Annotated in this window: 14 protein-coding genes; 3 read left to right on the top strand and 11 right to left on the bottom strand. The window is 58.9% G+C overall.

Translation table 11 applies throughout. The features are described 5' to 3' along the window. Positions 1–141 precede the first annotated feature (141 nt). The 6 genes from hutC to ftsY all read right to left on the bottom strand — a co-directional run bounded on the left by hutC (position 142) and on the right by ftsY (position 6,554). A complete protein-coding gene (gene hutC, locus G5193_RS07305; RefSeq protein ID WP_041202413.1) occupies positions 142–846 on the bottom strand; it encodes a histidine utilization repressor in 705 nt (234 codons plus the stop codon). Positions 847–857: 11 nt separating this feature from the next. Next, positions 858–1,517: a carbonate dehydratase gene (gene can, locus G5193_RS07310; RefSeq protein WP_267518476.1), complete on the bottom strand. Its 660-nt coding sequence runs from the start codon at positions 1,515–1,517 to the stop codon at positions 858–860. A 125-nt stretch (positions 1,518–1,642) separates the two neighbouring features. Next, positions 1,643–2,497 carry an RNA polymerase sigma factor RpoH gene (gene rpoH / locus G5193_RS07315; RefSeq protein WP_005339997.1) on the bottom strand — a complete coding sequence of 285 codons (855 nt, stop codon included), beginning with the start codon at positions 2,495–2,497 and terminating at the stop codon, positions 1,643–1,645. 451 nt (positions 2,498–2,948) lie between these two features. Beyond that, complete coding sequence (gene ftsX, locus G5193_RS07320; protein WP_005342860.1) at positions 2,949–3,902, bottom strand: permease-like cell division protein FtsX; 954 nt, start codon at positions 3,900–3,902, stop codon at positions 2,949–2,951. Continuing rightward, complete coding sequence (ftsE, locus tag G5193_RS07325) at positions 3,902–4,570, bottom strand: cell division ATP-binding protein FtsE (RefSeq protein ID WP_005339995.1); 669 nt, start codon at positions 4,568–4,570, stop codon at positions 3,902–3,904. Before ftsE ends, ftsX begins: the two co-directional genes overlap by 1 nt. A gap of 58 nt (positions 4,571–4,628) precedes the next feature. After that, positions 4,629–6,554, bottom strand: coding sequence for a signal recognition particle-docking protein FtsY (gene ftsY, locus G5193_RS07330; RefSeq protein WP_421205619.1), 1,926 nt, complete (start codon positions 6,552–6,554; stop codon positions 4,629–4,631). Positions 6,555–6,664: 110 nt separating this feature from the next. Between ftsY and rsmD the strand changes: the two genes are divergently transcribed. Together rsmD and G5193_RS07340 are read left to right on the top strand one after the other, a co-directional pair. Continuing rightward, positions 6,665–7,294 carry a 16S rRNA (guanine(966)-N(2))-methyltransferase RsmD gene (gene rsmD, locus G5193_RS07335; RefSeq protein ID WP_124930360.1) on the top strand — a complete coding sequence of 210 codons (630 nt, stop codon included), beginning with the start codon at positions 6,665–6,667 and terminating at the stop codon, positions 7,292–7,294. Then, entirely contained in the window at positions 7,278–7,589 is a 312-nt protein-coding gene (locus G5193_RS07340) for a DUF1145 domain-containing protein (protein ID WP_042052536.1), read from the top strand. The genes rsmD and G5193_RS07340 overlap by 17 nt, the downstream gene beginning before the upstream one ends. Positions 7,590–8,442: 853 nt before the next feature. Here the strand turns inward: G5193_RS07340 and G5193_RS07345 are convergent. The 5 genes from G5193_RS07345 to G5193_RS07365 form a co-directional block, all read right to left on the bottom strand. Further along, complete coding sequence (locus G5193_RS07345; RefSeq protein WP_005339987.1) at positions 8,443–9,429, bottom strand: helix-turn-helix transcriptional regulator; 987 nt, start codon at positions 9,427–9,429, stop codon at positions 8,443–8,445. Positions 9,430–9,719: 290 nt separating this feature from the next. Beyond that, positions 9,720–10,106, bottom strand: a complete 387-nt coding sequence (locus tag G5193_RS07350) for a SirB2 family protein (RefSeq protein WP_421203295.1) — start codon at positions 10,104–10,106, stop codon at positions 9,720–9,722. Continuing rightward, positions 10,103–11,959 carry a monovalent cation:proton antiporter-2 (CPA2) family protein gene (locus tag G5193_RS07355; protein WP_042052534.1) on the bottom strand — a complete coding sequence of 619 codons (1,857 nt, stop codon included), beginning with the start codon at positions 11,957–11,959 and terminating at the stop codon, positions 10,103–10,105. The genes G5193_RS07350 and G5193_RS07355 overlap by 4 nt, the downstream gene beginning before the upstream one ends. A 67-nt stretch (positions 11,960–12,026) precedes the next feature. Continuing rightward, entirely contained in the window at positions 12,027–12,623 is a 597-nt protein-coding gene (locus G5193_RS07360; RefSeq protein ID WP_005339958.1) for an NAD(P)H-dependent oxidoreductase, read from the bottom strand. A gap of 101 nt (positions 12,624–12,724) precedes the next feature. Beyond that, positions 12,725–13,567 (bottom strand): LysR family transcriptional regulator, encoded by an 843-nt coding sequence (locus tag G5193_RS07365; protein ID WP_421205621.1) that lies wholly within the window; start codon positions 13,565–13,567, stop codon positions 12,725–12,727. A 143-nt stretch (positions 13,568–13,710) separates the two neighbouring features. On the opposite strand from G5193_RS07365, the gene G5193_RS07370 reads away from it, so the two are divergent. After that, positions 13,711–14,433 carry an SDR family oxidoreductase gene (locus tag G5193_RS07370; protein ID WP_110304166.1) on the top strand — a complete coding sequence of 241 codons (723 nt, stop codon included), beginning with the start codon at positions 13,711–13,713 and terminating at the stop codon, positions 14,431–14,433. Positions 14,434–14,455: the final 22 nt, after the last annotated feature.

Here is a 14,455-nt window from a genome sequence, read left to right on the forward strand (position 1 = left end):
GTATATACATATTCTTATAGTCGATCTCTATGACGAAAGAAAGAGCGAAATTCACATCCTGATAACAGCATCAAACTTAGAGTTTAAGCACAAAAAAGCCCACCAGGAGGTGGGCTTTGCAAAATCAAGTTGTATAGACATTTACTCCAACTGAGTCTTGGAGCTTAGCTTGTAACGGGAACCGGGGGAGAGCAAACGGGCGTAGGAGACCAGATGCCCCTCCGACCAGGTGCGTCTGTGCAACAACAGGCAGGGGGAATCTACGCGGATCTGCAACAATCCCGCCTCACCGGCGCTCGGCAACACGGCTTCCACCACGTGCTCCATCTCGGAGAGGGGGCAGACATCCATCAGATAGCGGTTGGGGGTCTGTTGGGTAAAATCCTGCTCGCCATAGCCCGGCAAGCGCCCGGCATCGACGAAGCGCTCCTCCAGCTGCAACGGCTCACCATCAGCCTGATGGACGATCAGGCTGTGAAAGATAGGGGCACCTACCCGCAGCCCCAGTTGTACCGCCACCTTCTCGTCGGCGGCCAGCCGCTGCAGCCGGATCACCCGGGCACTGTACTCGCCGCCACGCTCGGCGATCTCGTCAGCGATGTTGCGAATGGCCAGCAACGGCGATTCGGTTCGCCTGTCCGCCACGAAGCTGCCGGAACCGGCGGTACGCACCAGCCACCCCTCAGCCACCAGTTCCCGCAACGCCCGGTTGACCGTCATCCGGCTCACGGTGAACTGCTCGCACAGGGCCGCTTCGGTCGGGATCCTGTCCCCCGCCTGATAGTGGCGTTCGCGGATCCCGTCCAGAATATGCTGCTTGATCTGCAGATAGAGGGCTGGCGCCACAATGAAGCTCCCTAGCGCCGACGGTGGGGCGGACGCATGTCCGGCCAGGCGCGATAGACATCGGGGATCTGATCCGGCCCGCTGATGCAGAGATCGAGATCGTGCAGCAAGCCATCCTTGATCCCGTAGATCCAGCCGTGAACGGCCAGCTCCTGTCCCTTGCGCCAAGCGTTCTGGATGATGGTGGTGTGGCAGACGTTGGCGACCTGCTCGGCCACGTTCAACTCACACAGGTAGTCGAAGCGCTCATGCTCATCCTCGATGGCCTCGAGCTCTTCACTATATTTGAAGTAGACATCCTTGATGTTGCGCAGCCAGTTGTCGATGAGACCCAGCTCCTGGTTCTGCATCGCGGCCTTGACGCCGCCGCAACCGTAGTGACCGCAGACAATGATGTGCTTCACCTTGAGCACTTCCACCGCGTATTGCAGCACGGAGAGGCAGTTGAAATCGGTATGTACCACCAGATTGGCGACGTTGCGGTGGACGAAGACATCCCCCGGCAGCAACCCCATCAGCTGGTTGGCGGGGACCCGGCTGTCGGAACAACCGATCCAGAGGTATTCGGGGGCCTGCTGGGCAGAAAGAGTGGCAAAGAAAGCGGGATCTTCGGCTTTGATCCGTTCGGCCCACTCACGGTTGTTGGTAAACAGGTCGTTCAACAGTTTCACTTCTGCTCTCCCTAATGTGGCAGTGGCGGCAACATAACACACTCACGGGTAACCAAAGCAAGGCCGACCAGATCCCTGCGAAACAAAAACAGGGCCATCAGGCCCTGTTTTTATGAGAGGAAGCATCAGGCTTCCATGGCATCTTTCAGCTTCTTGAGTGCGTTTTTCTCAAGCTGACGCACACGCTCGGCAGAGACGCCGTAGGTATCGGCCAGCTCCTGCAGAGTGGTCTTGCTGTCATCATCGAGCCAGCGGGCACGGATGATGTGTTGGCTGCGCTCATCCAGGGTGGCGAGGGCCGAGCTCAGGCGACGGGTCGCGTGATCGTCCCAGTTGTCGTTCTCGATGGTCGCGGCCAGATCGGAGGATTTGTCCTCCAGATAGTGAACCGGTGCGAAGCCGCCCTCTTCCTCATCATCACCAACCAGATCGAACGCCTGATCGTAGTTGGCCATCCGCGCTTCCATCTCGGTCACGTCAGCGGCAGAAACGCCGAGATCGGCCGCCACGGCCTGAACCTCTTCGTGGTTCAGCCAGCCCAGACGCTTTTTGGATTTGCGCAGGTTGAAGAAGAGCTTGCGCTGGGCCTTGGTGGTCGCCACCTTGACCATGCGCCAGTTGCGCAGGACATATTCGTGGATTTCGGCCTTGATCCAGTGCACGGCAAAGGAGACCAGACGCACGCCGACCGTCGGGTCGAAGCGCTTGACCGCCTTCATCAGGCCGATGTTGCCTTCCTGTACCAGATCGGCCTGAGGCAGACCGTAACCGGCATAACTCTTGGCGACATGAACGACAAAGCGCAGGTGCGACATAACCAGCTGACGGGCAGCCTCGAGATCGCCATCCTGCTGCAAACGCTCAGCCAGTTCACGCTCTTCCTCTGCGCTCAGCACAGGAATAGAGTTTACTGCCTGGATATAGCCTTCCAGACTACCTTGCGGAATCAGAGCCATAGTGCGCTGCAATGAAGTTCCCATCTGTTACCTCTTACTTTTCAATCGAATCAGTCTAACACCCTGAGAGGGTCTGTCTACTGACCGGATGCCATTCTGCGGCGTGTATCAAAGAACATGCCCAGTTTTAGACCGGCTTATCTTAAGCCTGCAGGATGAATCATGAATGAACAGTCAAAAAAAGGGGGTCACAATGAAGGACCCCCGAAAAGTAGCATGCTAAGTCCATTGTTGCGGAGCTCGCAACCTTCACATGCTTGCCAAGTCTGACGAGCAAGGCAGAGGGGCCACACCCGTATAAATGCTTCAGCTTTAATAGACTGCTTATAAATCAGAAGGTTCACTGGATCTAGCGAAGATCCGGAAGATCATTGTTATTCAGAATACTCTGACTATGGGGGCCAAGCCAGAAACGGAGCCTCTTTTACTTGATCCACCTCTCAAAATCCAGCGATTTACTTTGATAATAAATTAATCAGGATGGCTCTATATCTCGAATGTGACGATGAACCGAAAACCAGGAAGCAATCAGCCCCAGCAAGGCCCCCAGCAGGATCAGGTTCACCCCATCTACCAGACCCATGCCAACCAGCCGGAAGTTACTGTTATACAAGCCCGCAAGCTCCTTCACCACCCCTTCGCTCCAGATCACCATCACCTCGGTCAGCCACCATGCCAGCATGCCGCCGATCACCCCGAACCAGATGCCGGTATAGAGGAAAGGGCGATGGATGAAGGCATCGGTTGCCCCCACCAGCTTGAGCACCTCGATCTCTGAACGCTGGTTGAGGATGTTGAGACGCAGGGTGTTGCCGACGATCAGCAGCACGGCGGAGAGCAGCAGCACGGCGATACCGGTAATGGTGTGACGCAGCAGGTTCATGATCCCCTGCAGGCGGGTCAGCCACTGCAGATCCAGCTTGCCCTGCTCGACCCCATCCTCATTGTTTAGCTTGCCGAGCAACTCGGCGGCCCCTTCCGGATTCTGCCAGCGCGGATCCGGAATGACGCTCAGCACCGGCGGTAGCGGGTTGCTGTCCAGATAATCGAGGGCATCGCCGAAACCGGAGATCTCGCGAAACTCCCGCAACGCATCGTCACGGCTCAGGTAGGTGACCGAATCCACCTCGGGATAGAGCAGGATCCTGTGCTGCAGATCGAGAATGCTCTGCTCCGGCAGATCCTTGCGCAGATATAGGGAGATCTGGGAGCTGTTCTGCCAGCTCCCCTCCACCACCTCGGCGTTTTTCAACAATACGTGGAAGCAGGAGGGCAACGCCAGACTGACACCGAGCACCGCCAGCGTCATCAGGGAGGCGAGCGGATTTCGCCACAGCTCCCCGAGACTGGCAAACGCCTGCCGCACATGGTCAACCCCGTACATCATCAGACGACGCAGCGGCGGCTGCTTGTGACGAACGATAGCCATCAGAGCTCCTCCCCGGCCGAATACATGCGACCCGCCTTGAGGGTCAGGGTGCGATAGCGCATGCGGGCGATCAGCCCCAGATCGTGAGTAGCAATCAGTACAGAGACCCCAAAATTGTTGAACTCCTGAAATAGCCGCATGATATCCATGGAGAGCTGGGGATCCAGGTTGCCGGTCGGTTCATCCGCCAGCAGCAGCGGCGGCTTGTTGACGATGGCACGGGCGATGCCGACCCGCTGCTGTTCACCCCCGGAGAGCATCCGCGGCTGGTAACGCTCCTTGCCGAGCAACCCTACCTTGTCCAATGCCGCCGCCACCCGCTTGTTGATGTCCGCATGGCTGTAACCATCGATCACCAGCGGCAGCGCTACGTTGTCGAACACGGTGCGGTCCATCAGCAGGCGGTGATCCTGAAAGATCATCCCGATCTGGCGGCGAACATAGGGGATCTGGCTGCGCTGGATATGGCTGACATCATCACCATGAAAGAAGACGCGACCATCGGTCGGACGCTCCATCACGCTGATCAGTTTGAGGAGGGTACTCTTGCCCGCCCCCGAGTGCCCGGTCAGAAAGGCCATCTCTCCCTTGCGCAGGTGAAAGCTGACCTTTTGCAGCGCCTGATGGCCGCCGCTGTATACCTTGCTGACCTTGTCAAAACGAATCATAACGGTTCCCTGACATTGACAAACCCCGACCGAAGTCGGGGTATGGAACACTTAATCATCACGGCTGAGCTGACTCATCGCGGCTGAAGAGCGCCTCGATGAAATCGTTGGCAACGAAGGGACGCAGATCGTCGATCCCCTCGCCCACCCCGATATAGCGGATCGGGATCTGGAACTTGTCGGCCACCGCGAAGATGACGCCGCCCTTGGCGGTGCCATCCAGCTTGGTGAGGGTGATGCCGGTCAGGCCAACCGCCTCGCTGAACAGCTTGGCCTGGCTCAGGGCGTTCTGGCCGGTGCCGGCATCCAGCGTCAGCATGATCTCGTGGGGGGCCTCTTCATCCAGCTTCTTCATCACCCGTACTACCTTCTTGAGCTCTTCCATCAGGTTGCTCTTGTTCTGCAGGCGACCGGCTGTGTCGGCGATCAGCACGTCAGCCCCGCGGGAGCGGGCGGCCTCGATGGCGTCATAAATAACGGAGGCGGAGTCGGCACCGGTATGCTGGGCAATCACTGGAATGTTGTTGCGCTGGCCCCATACCTGCAGCTGCTCGACCGCAGCGGCACGGAAGGTGTCACCCGCTGCCAGCATCACGCTCTTGCCTTCAGCCTGGAACTGCTTGGCCAGCTTGCCGATGGTGGTAGTCTTGCCGACGCCATTCACGCCGACCATCAGGATCACGTAAGGCTTCTTGCTGGTGTCGATCATCAGCGGCTGCTCGACCTTGGCCAGCATCTCGCCCATATCCTGTTTGAGCAAACCGTAGAGCGCCTCGGCATCCTTGAGCTGCTTGCGATCCGCGTGCTGCACCAGCCCCTCGATGATACGAGTGGTGGTATCCACACCGAGATCGGCGGTCAGCAGCTGGGTTTCCAGCTCTTCAAACAGCTCATCGTCGATCTTCTTGCCACGGAACAGGCCGAAGAAACCGGAACCGATATTCTCCTTGGTGCGAACCAGACTGCGTTTGAGGCGAGCAAAGAAGCCCTCCCGCTGCGGTTTGTCCTGGGTGTCGTCGTCCACCTTGGCGGCCAACGGCAGGGCAGCCAGTGCGGCAGCCTCAGCCTCCATCGCGGCGACCAGGCGCATATCTTCCGCTCGCTGGGCCTCTTTGGCGATACGGGCTTCTTCCGCAGCCTGAGCTTCAGCGGCAATGCGAGCTTCTTCCGCGGCGCGAGCTTCAGCAGCAATGCGAGCTTCTTCCGCAGCACGGGCTTCGGCAGCAATACGAGCCTCTTCCGCAGCGCGAGCTTCAGCAGCAATACGAGCCTCTTCAGCCGCACGGGCTTCAGCGGCAATACGAGCCTCTTCCGCAGCACGGGCTTCGGCGGCAATACGAGCCTCCTCTGCAGCGCGAGCCTCGGCGGCAATGCGAGATTCTTCCGCGACGCGAGCCTCGGCGGCAATGCGAGATTCTTCTGCGGCGCGAGCTTCGGCGGCGATACGAGCATCTTCTGCAGCGCGAGCCTCGGCGGCGATACGAGCATCTTCTGCAGCGCGAGCCTCGGCAGCAATACGAGCCTCCTCTGCAGCGCGGGCTTCGGCAGCGATACGTGCCTCTTCCGCAGCGCGAGCTTCGGCAGCAATACGAGCCTCTTCGGCTGCCTTGACCTCAGCGGCTTGCGCTTCTGCGGCAGAGCGAGCGGCTTCAGCGGCACGCTCCTCTTCGGCGATCAGCGCTTCGTTGACGATCACCGGCTCCAAATCGGAAGCGCACTCCTCCACCACCAGTGGGCCGTGGTCGTCCAGCTCGGTCGGCAGGCAGCAATCATCTTGCAAAACGGAATTCTGTGCGCTGGCAGGCACTTCGGGGGCAACGGCCGGCGTACTATCGGAAACAGTGGTATCGGAAACGGGAGCGGGGGTAGCAGTGACCTCGGGCTCAACGGTAACGGGGGTGGCTTGGGGTGTCTGTGGTTGGACAGCCTCAGCCTCTTCTTTCTTGCGGCCGAAACCCAGCCAGGAAAACAAACCTTTTGCCATCTAAAAATACTCACATCAAAGGCTGACTGCTAAGATAGCCGTCCCTTGGCGGGTCGGCATAAAAATGAACCGCCTTATACTACCACTTTATTTTCTGACGATGAAACGCGATGCCCAGAGTGAAATCCAGCCGTAGCAACCCGAGCAAGAGTCCTGCCCCGCAAGGAAAATCGGGCTTTGTAAGAATCATCAGCGGCCAGTGGCGAGGCCGCAAATTGCCGGTCAAGGATGTGGAGGGGCTCAGACCCACCACGGATCGCGTCAAGGAAACCATCTTCAACTGGCTGGCCCCCCATATTCGCGGCACCCGCTGCCTGGATCTGTTTGCCGGCAGCGGCGGACTCGGACTGGAGGCGCTGTCGCGCTATGCCGAGCAGGTGACCCTGATCGAAATGGACAAAGGGGCCGCCGACCAGATCAAGAAGAACCTGACCGCTCTCGGCAGCAGTCAGGGTCAGGTGATCCAGTCAGATGCAGTGAGCTGGCTGCAAGGCCCGGCCACGCCGTTTGATCTGGTGTTCCTCGATCCGCCGTTTCGCCGCGAGCTGCTGCCGCAAGTGTGCGAACTGCTGGAGCAGCGCGGCTGGCTGGCAGCGGACGCCCTCATCTATCTGGAGCGGGAGAAGGAGATGGCCGATCTGGCGCTGCCCGCCAGCTGGCAACTACTCAAGGACAAACAAGCCGGTCAGGTCTGCTATCAACTCTATCTAAGGGAGGTAAACAATGAAGCGAGTCTTTAATCTGTTGGCGATGGGGCTGATATTGTTCTTCTGGTTTGGTGTGCTGATGAGCCTGATTGCCCCGCTGCCCGGCAAACTCAACGGCTTTCTGCCGGTCTGCGGCGTGATCGTCGCCCTGCTGCACTGGCTGCAGGCCAGCATGATCAAGGCAGCTTGCAAACGCTACTTCGCTGTCACCAAGGCCGAGTTTGTCACTGTGCTGATATTTGGCGTGTTTGGCATGGTCGACATTCGTCAGCGCCTGCAAGAGATCGTCAACGCCGCCCAGCGCGGCAATCTCTCGGACAAACCATAAAGAAAAGGGGACGGCGGTAGCCGTCCCCTAGAGTCGTGTCGTCCTGTCCGTAGAACTGCAATGCTCCCTGCAATCCCTGACGTTATCCTAATCCTTTGGAATATCCCCTTTCCAATCCGTTGGCGTGTCCTGCGGCGTTCCTGGCCTGGCAATTCATCCTGAACTGCTTCCCTGTCTCCATCCTGGAGGTGTCCATTACCACGTCCTGTGGGGTTCCTTGCGTCTTCCTGACAGATAACCATCCGGGTTATCTCACTTCATCCTGAAGTATTCCTCTCGCATCCGGCGAGGTCCTGTTCATCCTGAAGAACGAGGTTCCGTTCGTTCTACTCCCATCCCGAGAGTGTCCTGCCGCATCCCGCGGTGTTCCTTTATTCATCCGTAACGATAATCATCCTGATTATCGAGCTCATCCTGAGGTGTTCCTTGTCCACATCCTGCGGACTATTCCATCTTTATGCGCTGCCCTGCATCCTGCCGGACCAGCTCCGTCCTTGTGAGACCAATACTAAGGAAATGCGCCCCCCGAACAAGGGCCATCCGATGATAAAGATCCGATGCAGCTCTCATCCCAAAAAACAAACTTAAAAACTAACCCTTTAATATCAGTTATTTATTTAGTTTCACGGGAAAGTTCGATCATTCTGGCATGGCTTCGCGTACGGCTCAAAGCGCCAGCCTCTTACAGTCGCTATGGCAGATCTCTTACACGGGTTTCGCCCCCAAAAACGGGGCAGGAAAACGGTTCAATCCTGACGTTAAGACTTAAAAATTAGTTGAATAAATATGCTTAAAAAAACCGCAAAAAAAGAGCCGAGACCAGGCTCGACTCTTCAACATTCCAATTTTTTAATCAGCTCAAGCGGTTGGCCGGATTGAGATAGGCCTTGCGCAACGATTCCGGTGCCAGCACCTCCAGTTCACCGCCGATGTTGTTCAACCAGCTGCGAAACTCCGGGGTGTCCTGCACTTCGGTCTCCACCACCACGCTGCGCTTGTCATAGCGGGTCATGCGCGGATTGTTGCCGGGGATCTGGTTATCCACCAGCGACTGGCTGTTGGCATCGATCCGGCCGACGAAGCGGATCGGGCCGCTCACATCCTGATAGCCCTGATCGCGGATCAGCTTCTGGATATTGAAATCCTTCGGCTGGGTGGCGCTGAAGTTGGTCAGCTCCACGTTCTTGATATGGTCAAACGGGATGCCGTAAACCTTGGGATCCAGCTCGGATAGTGTGCAGAGCAGGATCGGCCCGTCCGGCTGATTGAGAATGCCGAGCGGGTTGATACGGTCGTAGCAGAGCCACACGGTGCGCTCTTTGATCACGCGCTGGATCTCGGCACTGAACTTGCGACCACGCCAGAGCGCATCGCGGATCAGGGTGCTGCGACGGATCTCCGGGTTGCCGGCAAACGGGCGCGGTGACTGGTGGACACTCTCCAGCCAGCGTTCGGCCAGTTCACTCTGGCTGTCGCGGATCACCTGGCTCGCCTTGTCGACCAGCGGATTCAATTCAGTCAGTACACTCGCCGGCAACAGTTGGCTCGCCTGATCACTCCAGGTTTTCAGGGCCACCGCCAGCGAGAGCGGCATGATATTGGCAAAGTCGTTGAGGCCGTGGCGCTCGAAGCACCAGCCATGGGGTTTGCTGCGCTCGTCCGAGGTGAGGTCGAACAGTCCCATGCCGGACATCTCCTCCAGGTCCCGTTGCACGGTTCGCAGACTGACATGGATGCCTTCCTCTTCCAGTTTTACCTGAAGTTGGCTGGCGGTCAGCTTGTAAGGGCGGTGCGGGATGCAACGCGCCAAGGTCAGTTGTCGTAACAGCTTCTTACTCATGGTGCATGCCTTCACTGGTTTAGCGTTGACTGTATGCTAGTCGCAACTTGCGACAGTCTATGTCGTAAGTTTTGTAGCGACAACTGTCGCCATTTTCATACAAAACTACGTATATATATGATTGATAAGAAAAAACATGGATAAACACAGCTAACTTGACGTTTTCAGACAAGCTAAGCGTATCGAAGAAAACTAAGTGGAGAGGCAGGCTAACATAGAGGGGCGTAGGATTTTTCTGAATCTATTCTTTTGAGATAGCCGGAGGGAGGCAATCCTCCCTCCCAGCCAAATCACGTCAGCCACGACCAGGCTGACTTGGTGATGGCCGCACCGACCATGTAGCCAAACACCGCCAGTGCCGCCACACCGGCCACCAGCTTCTGACCGCGGGCCGGGCGCTTGAGCGCCATGACACCCAGACCGATATAGAGCACCAGTGCAATCAGCTTGGCCATCAGCCAGGGTTGTTGACCCGGGCTCAACTGCAAGGCCACCGCCAGCAACACACCAAACAGCAGCAGGAAGGTGTCGTTGATATGCGGCAGGATCTTCAGCCACTTCTGCTGCAACCGATCGCTGCCGGCCAGCGCCAGACTCCAGCGATAGATAAAGAGCAGCAGACTGACCAGCGCCAGCGTCATATGCAGGTGTTTGAACATGGGGTAATAGGCAATCATTTTGCTTCCTTGTCGTCGTCGGGTAGCCCGCTGTTCCAGTTGTGGGCATGGATACGCTCCTGCCCCTCCTCGTCGTCTTGCAACAGATCGGAGAGGATCTCCCGGTATTGCAGGCTCTTGTTGATATAAGTGTGTTCGTCGTCCAGATAGTTGACCTGCTCGCGCAACAACCAGTTATCGTGCTGCTTGAAGGTCTGCCCCGCCCGCCAGGCCTGGTTGGCCCGAAAACCGAGCTGGGTCAGGGCTTCCACCCCCAGATCGACTGCCGAGCCCAGGGTTTCCCGGTGAACGCTCTCGACCCCGTGGCGCAGGATCTCGTGGGCGTGGGGCCGATCTAGCGCTCGCGCCAGGATCTTCAGGTGCGGGAAGTGCTTCTGCACCATCTCGATCACCGCCAGCGAGGTAGCCGGATCGTTGATGGAGAGCACCAGCAGCTTCGCCTTGTGCGCCCCGGCGGCATGGAGCAGATCGATCCGGCTGGCATCGCCATAGAAGACCTGATAGCCGTACTTGCGCAGGGTCTCTATCTGGCTGGCATCCTGCTCGAGGATGGTGGTGCCGATGCCGTGACCATGCAGCAGACGCCCCACGATCTGACCGAAGCGGCCGAAGCCTGCGATGATCACCGGATGCTCCACCAGCTCAGGTTGCTCATGCTGCGGTGCGTCGCTCTGGTTACGGTAATCGAACCAGGGCTGGATCACCCGATCGTTGAGGATCAGCAGCAGCGGGGTGAGCGCCATGGAGAGTGCCACCACCAGCGTCAGCAGGGAGATGGTCTCACCGGGCAGCACCCGGTTCTGGGCGGCAAACGAGAAGAGCACAAAGGCAAACTCGCCCCCCTGTGCCAGCGCCAGCGCGAAGGTCCAGCGTTGACTCGGCGAAATGCGGATGATGAAGCCGAGCGCCATCAACACCAGCCATTTAAGCACCATCAGGCCAACCACCAGGGTTGGTATCAGGAAGGGGTGTTCGGCAAACAGCCCGAAGTCGATCCCCGCCCCCACCGACATAAAGAACAGGCCGAGCAGCAAGCCCTTGAACGGCTCTATGTCGGCCTCCAGCTCATGGCGATATTCGCTGTCGGCCAGCACCACCCCGGCGAGAAAAGAGCCGAGAGCGGGCGAGAGCCCCACCGACTCCATCAACACGGCGATAGCGATCACCAGCAGCAGGGCGGCGGCGACGAAGATCTCCCGCATATGGGACTGGGCGATGGCACGAAATACCGGCCGCATCAGATAGTGGCCACCCAGCACTATGCCGGAGATGGCCGCGACCACCAGCAAACCATGTTGCCACCCCGCCAGCTCGGAGCCTCCACTGCTGGCGACCGGCGCCATGGCCAGCAGCGGCAGCAACGCCAGGATAGGAATGACCGCAATATCCTGAAACAGCAGTACCGCAAAGGCGGAGCGACCACTCTCGCTCTGCATCAGCTTGCGCTCCTGCAGGCTCTGCAACACGATGGCGGTGGAAGAGAGCGCAAGAATGAGGCCGATGGCCAGCCCCTGTTGCAGCGGCAGACCGATCAGGTGTGCCACGCCGGTCAGCGCCGCCGTGGTGAGCAGCACCTGCAGGCCGCCGGTGCCGAGGATCGGCCCCTTCAACTGCCACAAGAGGGCCGGACGCAATTCAAGACCGACCAGAAACAGCATCAGTACCACGCCAAACTCGGCGAAGTGCATCACATCCTTCTGTTCCCCCACCAGCCCCAGCAGGAAGGGGCCTATGATGATCCCCGCCAGCAGGTAGCCGAGCACCGAGCCTAGCCCCCAGCGTTTGGCCAGCGGTACCGCGATAACGGCGGCGGAGAGGTAGATAAAGGCATCAAACAGGATCCCGTGGCCCATCAGTCAGCCCTCCGTGTGAACATCAGATCCGGCTCATAAGCTCGGCCAGCAAGCTGCCCGTGTTTCATCAGAGCACCTCCAGCAAGTCGCGCAGATAAGGGCGCCCGGCCAGTTGCTCCGGGGTCAGCTGATCGTCACGCAGGGCGCAAAGCAGCTGGCGGTAGTCCTGCCCACAGCGGCGCAGGGCGGCGGGATCCTTGATCTTGTGAAAGGAGTGGAGCACGAAAGGGGGCAGCCAGTTCATGCCGCACAAGGTGGCCGCCTGCTGAAATGGCAGCAGAAAATCGAGCAGCGGTCGGCTGTTGTAACCCTCGCTGCAGTAGGACTCCGGCGCCCCGCCGGTGGTGATGGCGCTCAGCCACTGCTTGCCCTTGAGGGCGTGGGCTTCAGGGCCGTAGGCATAGCCATACTCCAGCACCAGATCCATCCACTCTTTCATGATCGCCGGGCAGGAGTACCAGTAAAACGGGTGCTGGAAGACGATGATGTCGTGCTCACAGAGCAGCGCCTGCTCCCGCTTCACATCGATAAACATGTCGGGATAGTGCTGATAGAGGTCGTGAACCGTGACCCCCTCCAGCCCCTCAATCGCCTGCAACAGCTGCTTGTTGGCCCGCGAGCTCTGCAGCGCGGGATGGGAAAAAATAACCAGAATGCGTTTCATGACCACATCACCCGAACAAAGCCTTGCGGTGCAAGGCGAGGTAAACAGAAAAGGGGAGTCTGGGGAGCTGCATCGTAAAGGTGCACAGGAGAGCGACCTTATCAGGAAGCGCCATAGCCTGCCAACTCGGGGATCAGCTCCCGCAGCGCCGGATTGAGGGTCTGGTGGGCGGGATAGCAGAGCCCGATCCGGCGAAACATCCGCGGCCCGCTCACCGGCAGGGTACAGAGCCCCGCCTCATCCTCGACCAGCCCGTCCGGCAGAAAACTGATGCCGACCCTCGCCAGCACCAGCGCCATCACCAGCCCCTTGCTCTCGGCCTTTGCCACCAGATTGAGGGTAAGGCGGTCACAGGCCAGCAGGCCGATAGTCTGCTGATGGGCCTCACAGGGTGGGCACTCAATAAAATCATAATGTTGCAGCTCGGCCAGCTCGATCCTTTCGCGACTGGCAAGGGGATGGTCGACCGGCACGCAGAGCACGTAATCCTCCTCCCACAGCGGCAGGAAGATCTCGTCCTCCCGGCGCAAGGCATCCAGCGTCAAACGGCAGTCAGCGGGCGTAGCGTAGTCGGAGAGGGTGAGATCCAGCTCGGGCAGTACCGTCTGTACCCGTTGCAACAACCCCGCCACCCGACGCCGACTCAGGTCGGGCATGATGGCAATATTGAGCCTCGCACGCGTCGCTTTCTGGCGAAACAGCTCCGGCAGACGACGCGCCTCCTCCACCAGCTTGACCGCATGGGGATAGAGATAGTGGGCAGGATCGCGCGCCTCCACCCCCTTCTTGCCGCGAATGAAGAGGCTGTCGCCGAGCGCCTCTTCCAACTGGCGCAGCCCCGCCGAGAGTGAGGGCTGGCTGACGTGGCAGCGTTCGGCCGCCGCCGTGATGTTCTTCTCTTCATAGATGGCGATGAAGAAACGCAGCAGTCGCAAATCCAGCATAAGTCCAACCATAGTTTTTTCAGATGATAACCAGCGGAAAACAATATTTATCACTTATAGATGCAGTGACTATAGTGACCCTGTTCCGCGCTGGCCAGCAGCTTGTTGGCTCAAACCGACTATCGAATCTGAAGGAAACAATCATGTCCAAAGCTCTCGTCGTTATCACCGGTGCCTCTGCCGGGATCGGTGCCGCCATTGCCCGTGCCTTCTCTGCTGCCGGTCATCCGCTGCTGCTGCTGGCCCGCCGGGTCGAGCCGATGCAGGCGCTGAACCTGCCCGATACCCTCTGCATCGGGGTCGATGTGACCGACACCGCCGCCATGAAAGCCGCCGTCCAGCAGGCAGAAGCCAAATTTGGCCCGGTCGGCTGCATGGTCAACAACGCCGGCGTCATGCTGCTGGGTCAGGCCGATGTGCAGGATCCCGCCGAATGGCAGCAGATGCTCAATATCAACGTGATGGGGGTGCTGAACGGCGTCCACGCAGTGCTGGCAGGCATGAAGGAGCGCCGCAGCGGCACCATCATCAACATCAGCTCCATCGCCGGTCGCAAGACCTTCCCGAACCATGCTGCCTACTGCGCCACCAAGTTCGCAGTGCACGCCCTGACCGAGAACATCCGGGAAGAGGTGGCCGATGTCGGCGTGCGGATGGTGACCATTGCCCCGGGTGCGGTCGAGACCGAGCTGCTCAGCCACACCACTGACGAGAGCATCAAGGCCGGTTACCACGACTGGAAAGATCAGATGGGCGGCGTCATTGCGCCGGAAGTAATCGCCGATGCCGTGCTCTACGCCTGGAACCAGCCTGCCAACGTCTGCGTGCGCGAGATCGTGCTGGCGGCGACCCGTCAGCAACCTTAATCCGGGCTGACTGACACCATGG

Origin of the sequence: Aeromonas sp. 601027 (assembly GCF_049174455.1) — a bacterium.
GTDB lineage: Bacteria > Pseudomonadota > Gammaproteobacteria > Enterobacterales > Aeromonadaceae > Aeromonas > Aeromonas veronii_A.